At 52.6% G+C, this 14,462-nt stretch carries 14 protein-coding genes; 9 read left to right on the plus strand and 5 right to left on the minus strand.

The genetic code is table 11. From position 1 onward, the window contains the following. The first annotated feature begins 157 nt into the window (after positions 1–157). The 3 genes from nagE to FBY13_RS06890 all read left to right on the plus strand — a co-directional run bounded on the left by nagE (position 158) and on the right by FBY13_RS06890 (position 4,641). On the plus strand, positions 158–2,194 hold the full coding sequence (nagE, locus tag FBY13_RS06880) for an N-acetylglucosamine-specific PTS transporter subunit IIBC (RefSeq protein WP_063878766.1): 2,037 nt from the start codon (positions 158–160) through the stop codon (positions 2,192–2,194). A 151-nt stretch (positions 2,195–2,345) separates the two neighbouring features. Beyond that, positions 2,346–4,013: a glutamine--tRNA ligase gene (glnS, locus tag FBY13_RS06885; protein WP_096011903.1), complete on the plus strand. Its 1,668-nt coding sequence runs from the start codon at positions 2,346–2,348 to the stop codon at positions 4,011–4,013. 232 nt (positions 4,014–4,245) lie between these two features. Then, the gene (locus tag FBY13_RS06890) at positions 4,246–4,641 is read left to right on the plus strand and encodes a hypothetical protein (RefSeq protein WP_063878768.1); all 396 of its coding nucleotides are present in this window, start codon (positions 4,246–4,248) and stop codon (positions 4,639–4,641) included. 60 nt (positions 4,642–4,701) lie between these two features. On the opposite strand, the gene fur is transcribed toward FBY13_RS06890, so the two are convergent. The 4 genes from fur to ybfF form a co-directional block, all read right to left on the minus strand. Beyond that, positions 4,702–5,145: a ferric iron uptake transcriptional regulator gene (gene fur / locus FBY13_RS06895; RefSeq protein ID WP_063878769.1), complete on the minus strand. Its 444-nt coding sequence runs from the start codon at positions 5,143–5,145 to the stop codon at positions 4,702–4,704. 334 nt (positions 5,146–5,479) lie between these two features. After that, positions 5,480–6,010: a flavodoxin FldA gene (fldA, locus tag FBY13_RS06900; protein ID WP_063878770.1), complete on the minus strand. Its 531-nt coding sequence runs from the start codon at positions 6,008–6,010 to the stop codon at positions 5,480–5,482. A 131-nt stretch (positions 6,011–6,141) separates the two neighbouring features. Continuing rightward, positions 6,142–6,417 (minus strand): LexA regulated protein, encoded by a 276-nt coding sequence (gene ybfE / locus FBY13_RS06905; RefSeq protein WP_063878771.1) that lies wholly within the window; start codon positions 6,415–6,417, stop codon positions 6,142–6,144. A 166-nt stretch (positions 6,418–6,583) separates the two neighbouring features. Then, a complete protein-coding gene (gene ybfF / locus FBY13_RS06910) occupies positions 6,584–7,348 on the minus strand; it encodes an esterase (RefSeq protein ID WP_145393801.1) in 765 nt (254 codons plus the stop codon). 252 nt (positions 7,349–7,600) lie between these two features. Between ybfF and seqA the strand changes: the two genes are divergently transcribed. Together seqA and pgm are read left to right on the plus strand one after the other, a co-directional pair. After that, positions 7,601–8,152 carry a replication initiation negative regulator SeqA gene (seqA, locus tag FBY13_RS06915; RefSeq protein ID WP_063881131.1) on the plus strand — a complete coding sequence of 184 codons (552 nt, stop codon included), beginning with the start codon at positions 7,601–7,603 and terminating at the stop codon, positions 8,150–8,152. Positions 8,153–8,177: 25 nt separating this feature from the next. Next, positions 8,178–9,818 carry a phosphoglucomutase (alpha-D-glucose-1,6-bisphosphate-dependent) gene (gene pgm, locus FBY13_RS06920; RefSeq protein WP_063878773.1) on the plus strand — a complete coding sequence of 547 codons (1,641 nt, stop codon included), beginning with the start codon at positions 8,178–8,180 and terminating at the stop codon, positions 9,816–9,818. 40 nt (positions 9,819–9,858) lie between these two features. On the opposite strand, the gene kdpE is transcribed toward pgm, so the two are convergent. Further along, positions 9,859–10,533, minus strand: coding sequence for a two-component system response regulator KdpE (gene kdpE / locus FBY13_RS06925; protein ID WP_063878774.1), 675 nt, complete (start codon positions 10,531–10,533; stop codon positions 9,859–9,861). A 256-nt stretch (positions 10,534–10,789) separates the two neighbouring features. Here kdpE and FBY13_RS06930 point away from each other — a divergent pair, with 256 nt between their 5' ends. The 4 genes from FBY13_RS06930 to FBY13_RS06945 all read left to right on the plus strand — a co-directional run bounded on the left by FBY13_RS06930 (position 10,790) and on the right by FBY13_RS06945 (position 14,326). Continuing rightward, a complete protein-coding gene (locus FBY13_RS06930; protein WP_063878775.1) occupies positions 10,790–10,990 on the plus strand; it encodes a DUF2517 family protein in 201 nt (66 codons plus the stop codon). A gap of 175 nt (positions 10,991–11,165) precedes the next feature. Next, positions 11,166–12,125: a 2-thiouracil desulfurase family protein gene (locus tag FBY13_RS06935; protein ID WP_063878776.1), complete on the plus strand. Its 960-nt coding sequence runs from the start codon at positions 11,166–11,168 to the stop codon at positions 12,123–12,125. Positions 12,126–12,137: 12 nt separating this feature from the next. Beyond that, on the plus strand, positions 12,138–13,565 hold the full coding sequence (phrB, locus tag FBY13_RS06940; RefSeq protein ID WP_145393802.1) for a deoxyribodipyrimidine photo-lyase: 1,428 nt from the start codon (positions 12,138–12,140) through the stop codon (positions 13,563–13,565). A 17-nt stretch (positions 13,566–13,582) separates the two neighbouring features. Continuing rightward, complete coding sequence (locus tag FBY13_RS06945; RefSeq protein ID WP_145393803.1) at positions 13,583–14,326, plus strand: type 2 GTP cyclohydrolase I; 744 nt, start codon at positions 13,583–13,585, stop codon at positions 14,324–14,326. The last annotated feature ends 136 nt before the right edge of the window (positions 14,327–14,462 follow it).

Genomic DNA, 14,462 nt, shown 5'->3' on the forward strand with positions numbered 1-14,462 from the left:
GATAATTGTCACAGATAGCAGCTATTAATTTGTGAAGCGAATTAAATTATTATTACACTCTACAGCATTGAGTGTAATGCCGTCAGAGGCTTGCTGCTGACATAACAACATTAAGCGGCAGCAAAGCTATAAAGTCAGTTTAAAGGGGGATGGGTCAATGTTAAGTTACTTACAACGAGTGGGGCGGGCGCTAATGGTGCCGGTCGCCACTTTGCCTGCTGCAGCAATATTGATGGGGATCGGCTACTGGATAGATCCGGACAGTTGGGGGGCGGGCAATGCCTTTGCCGCACTGCTGATCAAGTCCGGTGGTGCGATTATCGAAAACATGTCGGTCCTGTTCGCGATTGGCGTGGCGTATGGCATGTCAAAAGACAAAGACGGCGCGGCCGCGCTCACTGGCTTTGTCGGCTTCCTGGTGGTCACCACGCTGTGTTCACCTGCTGCTGTGGCGATGATCCAGAAAATACCGGTGGCTGAGGTACCGCCTGCCTTCGGTAAAATCAGTAACCAGTTTGTCGGTATTCTGGTCGGGGTGCTGTCGGCGGAAGTGTATAACCGCTTTAGCCATGTTGAACTGCCGAAAGCGTTCTCGTTCTTCAGTGGTCGTCGCCTGGTGCCCATCCTTGTGTCTTTCCTGATGATCCTGGTGGCGTTCATCCTGATGTATATCTGGCCATTAATTTTTAATGGTCTGGTCAATTTTGGTGAGCACATTCAGAAGCTGGGATCGGTGGGCGCGGGGGTTTACGCCTTCTTTAACCGCCTGTTAATTCCGGTTGGCTTACACCATGCGTTGAACTCCGTTTTCTGGTTTGACGTGGCAGGGATTAACGATATTCCTAAGTTCCTCGGCGGCGCTCAGTCGCTGGCGAATGGTACGGCAATACCTGGGATCACCGGTCGTTATCAGGCAGGTTTCTTCCCAATCATGATGTTCGGTTTGCCTGGTGCCGCGCTGGCGATTTACCACTGCGCGCGTCCTGAAAATCGGGTGAAAGTCGGGAGTATTATGCTGGCTGCGGCCTTCGCCTCGTTTTTCACCGGTATTACCGAGCCGCTGGAATTCTCCTTTATGTTCGTTGCACCCGTGCTGTATGTGATTCATGCCGTGCTGACAGGCATTTCCGTGTTTATTGCGGCCAGCATGCACTGGATTGCAGGCTTTGGCTTCAGCGCGGGGCTGGTGGATTTGGTGCTGTCTACCCGGAACCCACTGGCAACCCACTGGTACATGCTGATTCCGCAAGGTCTGGTGTTCTTCGTCATCTATTACGTTGTGTTCCGTTTCACCATCAAAAAATTCAATCTGATGACGCCTGGCCGTGAGCTGGCGGTTGCCGGGGATGAAACCGATGGTTATGACGTGAATGTCGACACCACCGATAATGGCGAAAGTGCGACCGAATCGCTGGCGCGTCGTTATATCGGTGCGGTGGGCGGTTCAGAAAACTTAACCGCTATTGATGCCTGTATTACTCGTTTGCGCCTGAATGTGAAGGATGCCAGCCAGGTCAATGAAGGCGTGGCAAAACGCCTTGGCGCATCAGGTGTAATCCGCCTGAACAAGCAGAGTGTCCAGATTATCGTGGGTACGCAGGCGGAAAGCATTGCCATGGCCATGAAAAAAGTGCTGGTGAAAGGTCCGGTCGCGGCAGCAGCAGCCAGTAGCGCCAGCGCGCCAGCAGCGACCAGCGACGTCAAACCGCAGGCCGTACTGAACAGCGAAAAACGCGTTATCGCGACTTTAGTGGCGCCCGTGAGCGGCGAAGTCGTGTTGTTGGATGCGGTACCGGATGACGCCTTCGCCAGCAAAGCGGTCGGCGACGGTGTAGCGATCAAACCGAGCGATAAGCGCGTCGTTGCCCCGATTGCGGGCACGGTGGTGAAAATCTTCAACACCAATCACGCTTTCTGTCTGGAAAGCGAAAACGGCGTAGAAATCGTGGTGCACATGGGGCTGGATACCGTTGCGCTCGGCGGTCAGGGCTTTACCCGGTTAGTGGAAGAGGGCGCTCAGGTGACGGCAGGCCAGCCGGTACTGGAGATGGATCTTGACTACCTTAATGCGAATGCCCGCTCGATGATCAGTCCGGTGGTGGTCAGTAATATCGAAGACTTCTCGGGTTTGACGCTGTTGACCCAGGGCCAGGTCGTAGCAGGCGAAACGCCGCTGTATGAAATAAAAGGCTAATTCGCTGTATCCACAACAAAAGGCAGGAAGCGATTCCTGCCTTTTTTATTTTAAACGCCCAACAAACGGTTGTTTCTCTGCAACGCTTTGTGGATCATACCCGGATATTACGTGGTATAAACCACCCATTCTACGCGTTGAGGATTTTGAGATGAGTGAGGCTGAAGCCCGCCCAACTAACTTTATTCGTCAGATTATTGACGAGGATCTGGCAAGCGGGAAGCACAGCACTGTGCACACCCGTTTCCCGCCAGAGCCAAATGGTTATCTGCACATCGGTCATGCTAAATCAATCTGCCTGAATTTTGGAATTGCTCAAGATTATCAAGGTGAGTGCAATCTGCGTTTTGACGATACCAATCCGGTTAAAGAGGATATGGAATTTGTTGAATCCATCAAGCGCGACGTGCAGTGGTTGGGTTTTACATGGAGCGGCGACGTTCGTTATTCATCTGACTATTTTGATCAGCTTTACCACTATGCGGTGGAACTGATTGGCAAAGGCCTGGCCTACGTAGATGAACTGACCCCGGAAGAAATCCGTGAATACCGTGGCACCTTAACCGCACCGGGCAAAAACAGCCCTTACCGCGATCGCAGCGTGGAAGAAAACCTCGCCCTGTTTGAAAAGATGCGCAACGGTGAATTTGCAGAAGGCAAAGCCTGTCTGCGTGCAAAGATCGACATGGCCTCAAGTTTTATCGTCATGCGCGATCCGGTGCTGTACCGCATTAAGTTTGCCGAACATCATCAAACCGGCAACAAGTGGTGCATCTACCCGATGTACGACTTTACCCACTGTATTTCCGACGCGCTGGAAGGTATTACGCATTCGCTATGTACGCTGGAATTCCAGGATAACCGCCGCCTGTATGACTGGGTGCTCGATAACATCACGATTCCGGTTCATCCGCGTCAGTACGAATTTTCGCGTCTGAATCTGGAATATGCCGTGATGTCAAAACGCAAACTCACGCAACTGGTCAGTGAAAAGCATGTGGAAGGCTGGGACGATCCGCGTATGTTAACGGTATCCGGCCTGCGTCGCCGTGGTTATACCGCGGCTTCGATTCGTGAATTTTGTCGCCGTATTGGCATCACCAAGCAGGACAACATTGTTGAAATGGCTTCGCTGGAATCCTGTATCCGCGACGATCTCAATGAAAATGCACCACGTGCGATGGCGGTGTTGGAGCCGGTGAAGCTGGTGCTGGAAAACCTGCCTGCGGGTCATAACGAAGTGCTCAGCATGCCTAACCATCCGAACAAACCTGAAATGGGTACACGTGAAGTGCCATTCAGCCGTGAGATTTGGATCGATCGGGCCGATTTCCGTGAAGAGGCGAACAAGCAATATAAACGCCTGGTTCTGGGTAAAGAGGTTCGCCTGCGTAATGCCTACGTGATCCGTGCTGAGCGCGTTGCAAAAGATGAAGAGGGCAACATTACCTGCATCTATTGCACCTGTGATGTGGATACGCTGAGTAAAGATCCGGCTGACGGCCGTAAAGTTAAAGGCGTTATCCATTGGGTTTCTGCTGAACATGCGCTGCCTGCAGAGTTTCGTCTCTACGATCGCCTGTTTAGCGTGCCCAATCCCGGTGCGGCTGACGATTTTCTGACCACAATCAATCCGGATTCGCTGGAAATCAAACAAGGTTTTGTTGAGCCAGGCCTGCGTGACGCGGCAGCCAGTGCACCTTACCAGTTCGAGCGTGAAGGCTATTTCTGTGCCGACAGCCTGTATTCCACGCCGGCGCAGTTAGTGTTTAACCGTACCGTCGGTTTACGCGATACCTGGACGAAAATCGGCGAATAACCGACGCGTCATTTTCATCACTGGATAATCAAAAGGGCGACTTATCGCCCTTTTTTGTTATGGATATTTTTTTTAACGCCGACATTTCTTCTGCGCACCTCAACAGCCATTAATTTTATTTTTGTGGAACCGCTCTCAGTTTAATTTTTTTAATAAATTTCCAGATGTTAATTCTTTTTTTTCAGGTACGCTAACCCTCTGAAGTCTCAGTTTGCGGGTTTAAAAGGAAAAAATGACGGTTTTCGCACAGGAAGCTAAACACAGCGTTATCGTGTTGCATCAGCTCATTGAACATATTTTTAATCATCGTTATGACAGTGGTGACAGCTTTCACCTGCTGCTCTCTCACTTTCATCCTGACTTTCGCATGGTCACGCCGCAGGGAAAGCAGCTGAATCTGAATGAGGTCGAAGATCTGTTTCGTCGATTGCAGGGGGCAAGGGAGGGGATGCGCATTGCGACCAGCGAACACGTGATTCTTTCAGAGCATGCCAACGAAGTGACGATTCAGTACCGTGAATTGCAAATGATGAACGGAGAAAACAAAAGCCGTATTTCGCTGGCGATTCTGGATTGCACCACCTCTGTTCCTCGCTGGCGCTATCTGCAGGAAACGCTGGTGGCCTGACTGACAGGCATAAAAAAGCCGATGCAAGCATCGGCTTTTTTACTTCAAAACGGAAAGAGGTTATTTGTCGTGCAGTGTTTCGTCTTCACGGCAGTCGCCCAGTGCACAGTGACCGTACAGGTACAGGCTGTGGTTGGTGAGCTTAATACCGTGACGCGTCGCGATCTCACGCTGACGCGTCTCAATAGATTCATCACTAAACTCAATCACTTTACCGCAATCCAGACAGATCAAGTGATCGTGATGGTGCTGCTGTGTCAGCTCAAACACCGATTTACCGCCTTCAAAGTTATGGCGGGTTACGATGCCTGCATCATCGAACTGGTTAAGGACACGGTAAACCGTGGCCAGTCCGATCTCTTCGCCCATGTCGAGCAGGCGTTTATACAGATCTTCCGCGCTGACGTGATGGCATGCAGGTTCCTGAAGCACTTCCAGAATTTTAAGTCTGGGCAATGTGACTTTCAGGCCAGCCTTCTTTAATGCGGTATTGTTGTCAGTCATGCGGATATTGTCCTGTTACTTTAGTCACTCTTGTGGCACGTAGCCTGTATGTCGATCGACCGCCATTCTCATTTGCGTCTCATTATAGAACTGATGCGCTGAAATGAAAACCGATGCTCCTGCGGTGCGCCAGCGGCGATGTTCGCTGCACATGGCATGGAGAGCGGATGCTGGCATTTCGCGTTTTGTCATCTCAGTTCCAGGGAAATAAGCAGATGATCGATGCGGGTATTCTACAGATTAAATGGGGAAAGTTACAAAAATGTAGCTATTATTTTTATAGGAAAAGACATTCGCCCAGTGTGAACCTGCGTCCACACTGAGCTCAGCGCGATCAGGCTTCAATAATTTCTTTCAGCTGCAGCTCATCAAAAATCTGCTTCACCCATTTCTCAACGCGTTCGTTGGTCAGCTCTGGCTGACGATCTTCGTCAATGGCCAGGCCAAGGAAATGGTTATCGTCTGCCAGACCTTTTGAGGCTTCGAAATGGTAGCCCTCGGTGGGCCAGTGACCCACGATGATGGCACCGTTAGGTTCGATGATGTCACGAATGGTGCCCATGGCGTCACAGAAGTATTCTGCGTAGTCTTCCTGATCGCCACAGCCAAACAGCGCAACCAGCTTACCGTTGAAGTCGATCTCTTCCAGAGTAGGGAAGAAGTCATCCCAGTCGCACTGTGCTTCGCCATAGTACCAGGTGGGAATGCCCAGCAGCAGGATGTCAAAGGCTTCTAAGTCTTCTTTAGTGCTTTTCGCGATGTCGTGAACTTCTGCAACGTCTTTACCCAGTTGTTTCTGGATCATTTTTGCAATGTTTTCGGTGTTACCGGTATCGCTGCCAAAGAAGATGCCTACGATTGCCATGGGTAAAATAACCTCTTAAATCCTGATGATAGAATGAATGCCGAAGCCTATTCAGCAAATAATAGCAGACCGGGCAAACGGGCGGAACGTGTAAAGCCGCGACATTTGTTTCTGTGTGCGGTTTACGCGCGTTAGTCCAGTTTGAGCTGTGCCAACAGCATTTGTTCAATTAATTCGCTGCGGCTGAGATTACGCTGTTCAGCCAGCATGTTCAGCGCTTCCACCGCGTCGCTGTTCATTTTGAGTTCGACACGGCGAAGCCCGCGCCCTTTGTCACGTTTCAGTTGATTGCGTTTGTTGATACGCAGTTGTTCATCGCGCGTGAGCGGACTGGTTTTGGGGCGACCAGGGCGACGCTCGTTAGCGAACAGATCGAGCGTGGTGCGGTCAGTGTGTTCTTTTGCCATGACTTAATACAACTGAATGGGCGCGAACGAGGCGTTTCCGCTGCGCAGATTAAATTATTGACTCTTCCCGCGGGTAAGTTGCCCCACGGCAAAAATTTAGCGCGCCATCATACTCCAGGCTAACCACGGACGCCAATCTTAAACTTTTACAGCCAGTTAAGCCGTTTTAAAGTGCAAAAAAGCGTCGAATACTGCGTAAAACCGCATCCGGTTTTTCAGCGTGCACCCAGTGCCCGGCACCGCCGATAACATGCGCATGGGCGGAGGGAAACTGCCGGAGTATCGCATCACGGTACTGGTTATCCAGATAGGGCGAATCGCCACCGCGAATAAACAGCGCAGGATGGGGCCAGGCCGGCACGTCTTGCCAGCCGGCGATCAACGCATAGTTGTCCCACAATACTGGCACATTAAAACGCCATTCGCCGTTGCTGAAGGATTTCAGGATGAACTGAATCACGCCGTCTTCATGGATATGCGTACGCATGACCTCTGCGGCTTCACTGCGCAAAGTGACGCCCGCCGCCGTGACCGCACGGATAGCGGCAAAGATCTCATCGTGCCGACGTGTCTGGTAATCAACCGGGGCGATATCGATCATCACCATCTGTTCTATGCGCTCCGGTGCCAGTGCGCTCATCGTCATGGCAATTTTACCGCCCATGGAGTGACCGATGACTGAAACCTGAGCGATCCCCTGCGCATCCAGTGTGTCCAGCATATCCTGCGCCATGAGAGTGTAGTTCATCTCGTCAGCGCGCGGCGATAACCCATGATTACGCACATCAACCTGAATCAAGGGGCGATCGTCTTTAAGCCCACGGGCCAGTATGCCAAGGTTATCGAGACTGCCAAACAGACCGTGAATAAGCAGGACAGGCGTGGAATCAGCAGGAGATTGTTCAGTTTGCAGACGGGCATTCAAAATCATAGCAAAGTTCTTAAGTGTGAGACCTGAGCTTAGGTTATCATGGTTTCACCTTTTCAGGCGCGCTGCTTCCAGCGGCATTAGGACATATTCTGACTTTTGCCCATAAACCGTTTGAATGCTATCAGCCTGTCTGAATTTAACTTTATAATCTTCATGTTAGAACCTGCCCCCTTTCTGAAATGCCTGCGAGCACGTCGGGATTTTCAGAAAATCGCTGGTTCTGTCGTGAGCAAAAAAACCGTACGGAATAAGATGAAAACGATCGAAGTTGACGAAGAGCTCTACCGTTATATTGCCAGCCACACGCAACATATTGGTGAAAGTGCATCCGATATTCTGCGCCGTATGCTGAAGTTCACGGCCGGTCAGTCAGCGACTGTGACTGACGCGCAGCCTGTTGCCGCATCGGCACCCTCAAAAGCGGCACAGTCGGCGGGTAATGAATCGCGTCCCCAGGATCGTGTACGTGCGGTGCGTGAATTACTGCTTTCTGATGAATATGCTGAGCAGAAGCGGGCGGTTAATCGCTTTATGCTAATCTTGTCAACGCTCTATCGTCTGGATACGGCGGCGTTTGCCGAGGCGACAACGTCGCTGCAGGGCCGCACGCGCATCTATTTCGCGGGCGATGAACACACGCTGCTACAAGGCGGTACCCATACTAAGCCGAAGCACGTACCCGGCACGCCGTACTGGGTCATCACCAATACCAATACCGGTCGTAAACGCAGCATGGTCGAACACATCATGCTGTCGATGCAGTTCCCTTCGGAACTGACAGAGAAAGTTTGCGGCACCATTTAAACTGAAGCGTCAGGGAGAAGCGCCAATGGCCAATCACCCCCGTGCCGGGCAGCCTGCCCAGCAGAGCGATTTGATTAACGTTGCACAATTAACTTCACAATATTATGTCCTGCAGCCCGATGTGGCGAACCCAGAACATGCGGTGAAATTTGGCACATCAGGCCATCGCGGTAGCGCAGGACGCCACAGCTTTAACGAAAAGCACATTCTGGCGATTGCCCAGGCGATTGCGGAAGAGCGTAGCAAGAACGGGATCACCGGTCCGTGCTACGTAGGCAAAGACACGCATGCGCTTTCTGAACCTGCGCTGCTGTCCGTGCTGGAAGTGCTGGCCGCAAACGGCGTGGACGTGATTGTTCAGCAGGACAATGGCTACACGCCAACGCCGGCGATTTCAAACGCCATCCTTGAGCACAACAAATCGGGTGGTCAGCTCGCGGATGGTATTGTGATTACGCCGTCGCACAATCCCCCCGAAGATGGTGGGATTAAATACAATCCGCCGAACGGTGGACCTGCCGATACCAACGTCACCAAAGTGGTCGAAGACCGCGCCAATCAGCTGTTGAAAGACGGCTTAAAAGACGTCAAACGTCTGCCACTGGACCAGGCCTGGGCCAGCGGTCGCGTGGTCGAGAAAGATTTGATCCAGCCTTACGTTGAAGGGCTTTCACAGATCATCGATTTTCCGGCGATTCAAAAAGCCGGCCTGAAAATTGGCGTCGATCCGCTTGGTGGTTCCGGTATTGCCTACTGGCAGCGTATTGCGGAGCACTACAAACTTGACCTGACGTTGGTGAATGACGCAGTTGACCAGACTTTCCGCTTCATGCATCTGGACAAAGATGGCGTGGTGCGCATGGACTGCTCGTCCGAATGTGCCATGGCGGGCCTGCTGGCGTACAAAGACAAGTTCGATCTGGCCTTTGGTAACGATCCGGATTACGACCGCCACGGTATCGTTACGCCTGCCGGGCTGATGAATCCGAACCATTATCTGGCGGTGGCGATCAACTATCTGTTCCAGCATCGTCCACAGTGGGGCAAAGACGTTGCCGTGGGTAAAACCCTGGTATCCAGTGCCATGATTGACCGCGTGGTTAACGACATCGGCCGCAAGCTGGTGGAAGTGCCGGTTGGCTTTAAGTGGTTTGTCGATGGCCTGTTTGACGGCAGTTTTGGCTTTGGTGGCGAAGAGAGCGCGGGCGCATCCTTCCTGCGCTTTGACGGTACGCCATGGTCAACTGACAAAGACGGCATCATCATGTGCCTGCTGGCAGCGGAAATTACGGCCGTTACCGGCAAGAACCCGCAGCAGCACTATGACGAACTGGCCGCACGCTTTGGTGCACCAAGCTATAACCGTCTGCAGGCATCCGCCAGCTCGGCGCAGAAAGCGGCGCTGTCTAAGCTGTCACCTGAAATGGTCAGTGCGGATACGTTAGCGGGCGATCCGATTACCGCGCGCCTGACGGCTGCGCCAGGTAATGGCGCGTCTATCGGTGGATTGAAAGTCATGACGGAAAACGGCTGGTTTGCTGCCCGTCCATCGGGCACCGAAGATGCGTACAAAATCTATTGTGAAAGTTTCCTGGGCGCAGAGCACCGTGCACAGATCGAAAAAGAAGCGGTAGAGATTGTCAGCGAAGTGCTGAAAAACGCCTGATAAGTCAGTTAAATGAAAAAAGCGCCGCTGGCGCTTTTTTTTATGGCATAAAGCGGTAGCCGATGCCGGTTTCCGTTAACAGATGTACTGGCTGAGTAGGATTCGCCTCCAGTTTCTGTCGCAGGTGTCCCATATAGATGCGCAGGTAGTGGCTGTGCTCGACGGCGTTCGGCCCCCAGACCTGGCTTAACAGCTGACGCTGGGTCAACACTTTACCCGCGTTGTTCAGCAGGGTCGTCAGCAAGCGAAACTCTATCGGGGTGAGATGAACTTCCTCTCCGCCGCGCAGCACTCTGCGCGCCGCAATATCCACGGTGACATCGGCGAAGCTGACTTTTGGATCGGCATGTTGCCCGGCATGGCGACGCAAAGCAACGCGCACCCGTGCCAGCAGTTCACCGATGCCAAAGGGTTTCGTCAGGTAATCATCAGCGCCTGCGTCCAGCGCATCGATCTTATCCTGCTCGTCGATTCGGGCCGACAGAACAATCACGGGCAGCGCGCTCCACTGGCGTAGTTCGCCAATAAAGGTTTTGCCGTCGCCGTCAGGCAGCCCGAGATCGAGAATGACCAGATCGGGTTTTCGCGTCGCTGCCTCGATCAGCCCGCGCTGCAGCGTCTCGGCATCGAAAACCTTCAGGCCTTCACTTTCCAGCGCGATGCGCACGAAGCGGCGAATTTCTTTCTCATCTTCAATGATTAAAACCGTGGTCACACCAAGCCTGCCATTGCCTGAAAAGGGAAAACACACTGTACCAACTTTTCAGTCGTTCGTCCGTGTTGCCATAAACCTGCCTCAAAGATCATCGCTACAACCATTATTTAACCAAAATGTAACTAATTTTCAAATTGCCGCAGGAAGAACAAAAAAGAGTCAAATTTAGTGGTCAGATGAGTAGTAAAATTACACAATCAGGCGTAATATTAGACGCAGATCACATTTAACCCCGATTTCGCGCCAGGAGGAATCCATGTACCGGACCTATTCACGCCATAAAATCATTTTGCGCCGTACGCTGGTTATCCTGTTGGGCCTGCTGGCACTGCCGGTCATGCTGTTTCGCCAGGATCGCGCACGTTTTTACAGCTATCTGCATCGTATGTGGTGTAAAACCAGCGCAAAACCGGTCTGGCTGGCGCAGTCTGAAGCCGCAGCCGGTATTTTTTGGTAAGCAGGCTGCGCTAACCGCATCCATCTGCTCACCGACAGGCCTGTTCCCTTGCTCGACTCGAAGGGAACGGGCTTTTTTTTAGGCGTTATCGCACTCTGCTTCATGGTGAAGGCTGATTTCCGTTATTTTTTGAGCTACACTTAAACCTCTACAAGTTTTCGGAGGTTGTACAAGTATGAGCGAAAAAATTCCGGTTGGAATCAGCGCTTGCTTGCTGGGTGAGAGCGTCAGATTTGATGGCGGCCACAAACGCCTGGCCTTCGCCACTGAGCAACTTACCCCATTCGTGCGTTTTGAACCTGTCTGCCCTGAAATGGCGATTGGCCTTCCTACGCCTCGTCCAGCGCTTCGCCTCGTTAAAACCGGCGATGATGACGATCTTCACCTGTGCTTTAGCAAAGAAGGCGGGGAAGATATCACTGATAAAATGCGCAACTGGTCCGAAAACCGGGTTAAATCTCTCCATCATCTTTGCGGCTACATTCTGTGTGCAAAATCACCCAGCTGCGGGATGGAACGCGTACGCATTTATGAACCAGCCACGAACAATAATCGCAAAGCGGGGACCGGCATTTTTACCGAATTTCTGCAACGTGAAATGCCCTGGTTGCCGCTTGAAGAAGATGGACGCCTGAACGATCCGGCGCTACGCGAAAATTTTATTGGTCGCATCTGCGCGCTCCATGAGTTTTATCAGATGTGGAAAGCGGGCCTGACGCGCCACAGCCTGATTGCCTTTCACAGCCGCTACAAGCTGCTGCTGCTGGCCCATTCGCAAAAAAAATACCGTGAGCTGGGGCCCTTTGTCGCCTCAATGAACCAGTGGGAATCACTGGAGGCTTTTGCCTCTGAGTACCGCAACCGGCTGATGGATTTGATGTCTCAGCCCGCTTCTCGCACCAACCACACCAATGTTTTGATGCACGTTCAGGGATATTTCCGTAGTCAGTTAAGCTCGCCTCAGCGTAAAGAGCTGACGTCGCTGATTGACTGCTACCGCCAGGGAACGCAACCCCTGTTAGCGCCCATCACCATCCTCAAACACTACATGGCGGAATATCCACATCCGTGGCTGACGCAGCAGCGTTACTTCGATCCTTATCCCGAAGCCCTGCGCCTGCGATATGGACAATGATTCAGGAGTATTATGACCACCCATTTAGTCTGGCTGCGAAACGATCTGCGCATTAACGATAATCTGGCACTGCACGCGGCCTGCAATCAACCTGATGCCAACGTGATTGCGCTATTTATCGCAACGCCGGGACAGTGGCAACAACATGAGATGGCACCCCGACAGGCCGCTTTCATTCACCAGAATCTGTGCATACTTCAGTCTTCCCTGGCGGAGCGGGGCATTCCGCTGCATTTTCATCAGTGTGATGATTTTGCGGCCAGCATCGGGTTCCTGGTCGAATTCTGCCAAAAGCAGCAGGTTGATCGGCTGTTTTATAACTATCAGTACGAAGTTAACGAACGTGAGCGGGACGCCAGGGCTGAAAAACGGCTGCATGAAGTGGACGTGGTTTGTCAGGGCTTTGATGACAGCGTACTGCTGTCGCCGGGGAGTATTCAAACCGGTGATGGTGAGATGTACAAAGTGTTTACGCCGTTCAGCCGCGCCTTTCTCCGTCGGTTACAGCAGGGGCTACCTGAGTGCGTACCCGCCCCCAAAGCCCGCGCAGGTGCGCCGCTTAGCGGACAAGAAAGTATCCCGCCTTTCGATTATCCCCACGCCGATATTGACGCGTCGCTGTTTCCGCCCGGTGAACAGGCGGCGATTAAGCGGTTACGCGAGTTCGCCAAAAAAGCGGTTCTCGATTATTCAACGCAGCGCGATCTGCCTGCGCTGGACAGTACCAGTCGTCTGTCGGGCTACCTCGCTGTCGGCGTGCTCTCGCCACGGCAATGCCTGCATCGCATCCTCCATGAACAGCCGAAAGCACTGGATAACAGCCCGGCAACCGTATGGATCAATGAACTGATATGGCGTGAGTTCTATCGCCATCTCATCGTGGCGCACCCGCGTTTGTGTAAACATCAGCCCTTTGTCCACTGGACGCGCAATGTGGAGTGGCAACGCAACAGTGCGCATTTCGAGGCCTGGAAAGCGGGTAAAACTGGTTATCCCATCGTGGATGCGGCCATGCGCCAGATGCATACGCTTGGCTGGATGCATAACCGACTGCGTATGATTACGGCCAGTTTTCTGGTTAAAGATCTGCTTATCGACTGGCGGGAAGGCGAGCGTTACTTTATGCAGCAACTGATAGACGGTGATTTGGCTGCCAACAATGGCGGCTGGCAGTGGGCGGCCTCAACCGGAACGGATGCTGCACCCTATTTCCGCATTTTCAACCCGACCACCCAGGGCGAGCGCTTTGATAAAGCGGGTGAGTTTATCCGCCGCTATCTGCCTGAGCTAAGCGCGGTCCCTGATAGTGATATTCATCAGCCGCATCAATGGGCGCAGAAAAATAACAAGACACTCGATTATCCAGCGCCAATCGTGGAACATAAAGACGCACGTAAAAAGACACTCGACGCTTTTGAGCGCGCGAAGAACGCGGCCTGAGGCGGCAAGGAGCAGAAATGAATCATTATGAGTTAGAAAACATCGTCAACCAGCAACTGGACACCCACAGCTTCAGCGATTACGCGCCAAACGGCCTTCAGGTAGAAGGGCGCGCCGAGGTAAAAACGGTGATTACCGGCGTCACCGCCTGCCAGGCGTTACTGGATGAAGCCGTGGCCCGTCATGCCGATGCGGTGCTGGTGCATCACGGTTATTTCTGGAAAAACGAGCCTGCGGTCATTAAAGGCATGAAGCGCCAACGGCTGCGTACCCTGTTGACTAACGATATTAATCTCTATGGCTGGCACTTACCGCTGGATGCGCACCCTCAACTGGGTAATAACGCGCAGCTGGCTAAACTGCTGGACATCAAGGTGATGGGCGAGATCATGCCGCTGGTGCCCTGGGGCGAATTTACCCAGCCAGTGACAGGTCAGCAACTGGCCCAGCGCATTACCGAGGTGCTGGGGCGTGAGCCGTTGCACTGCGGCGATAATGCGCCTGCTGAAATCCGCCGTGTGGCCTGGTGCAGTGGTGGCGGTCAAGGGTTTATCGACAGTGCAGCTGCCTTTGGGGTGGATGCTTTTATAACGGGTGAAGTGTCTGAGCAAACCATTCACAGCGCACGCGAGCAGGGCCTGCACTTTTTCGCCGCCGGTCATCATGCGACTGAACGGTGCGGCATCCAGGCACTGGGTGAGTGGCTGGCGGCAGAGCATGGCCTTGATGTGACCTTTATTGATATCCCTAATCCTGCCTGATCCTGTGGGTTCTGTATAACGCGACAGAACCCAAATCTGTTGACACATCTCTGTCACTTTCGCATAACTACCTTCTTCAGGCCGCAACACCAGGGCCTGCTTTTGGACGCCAGCATGATGCCTGAGCGCAATCATT

The sequence above is a fragment of the Pantoea sp. SJZ147 genome (assembly GCF_007828605.1).
Classification (GTDB): domain Bacteria; phylum Pseudomonadota; class Gammaproteobacteria; order Enterobacterales; family Enterobacteriaceae; genus Pantoea; species Pantoea allii.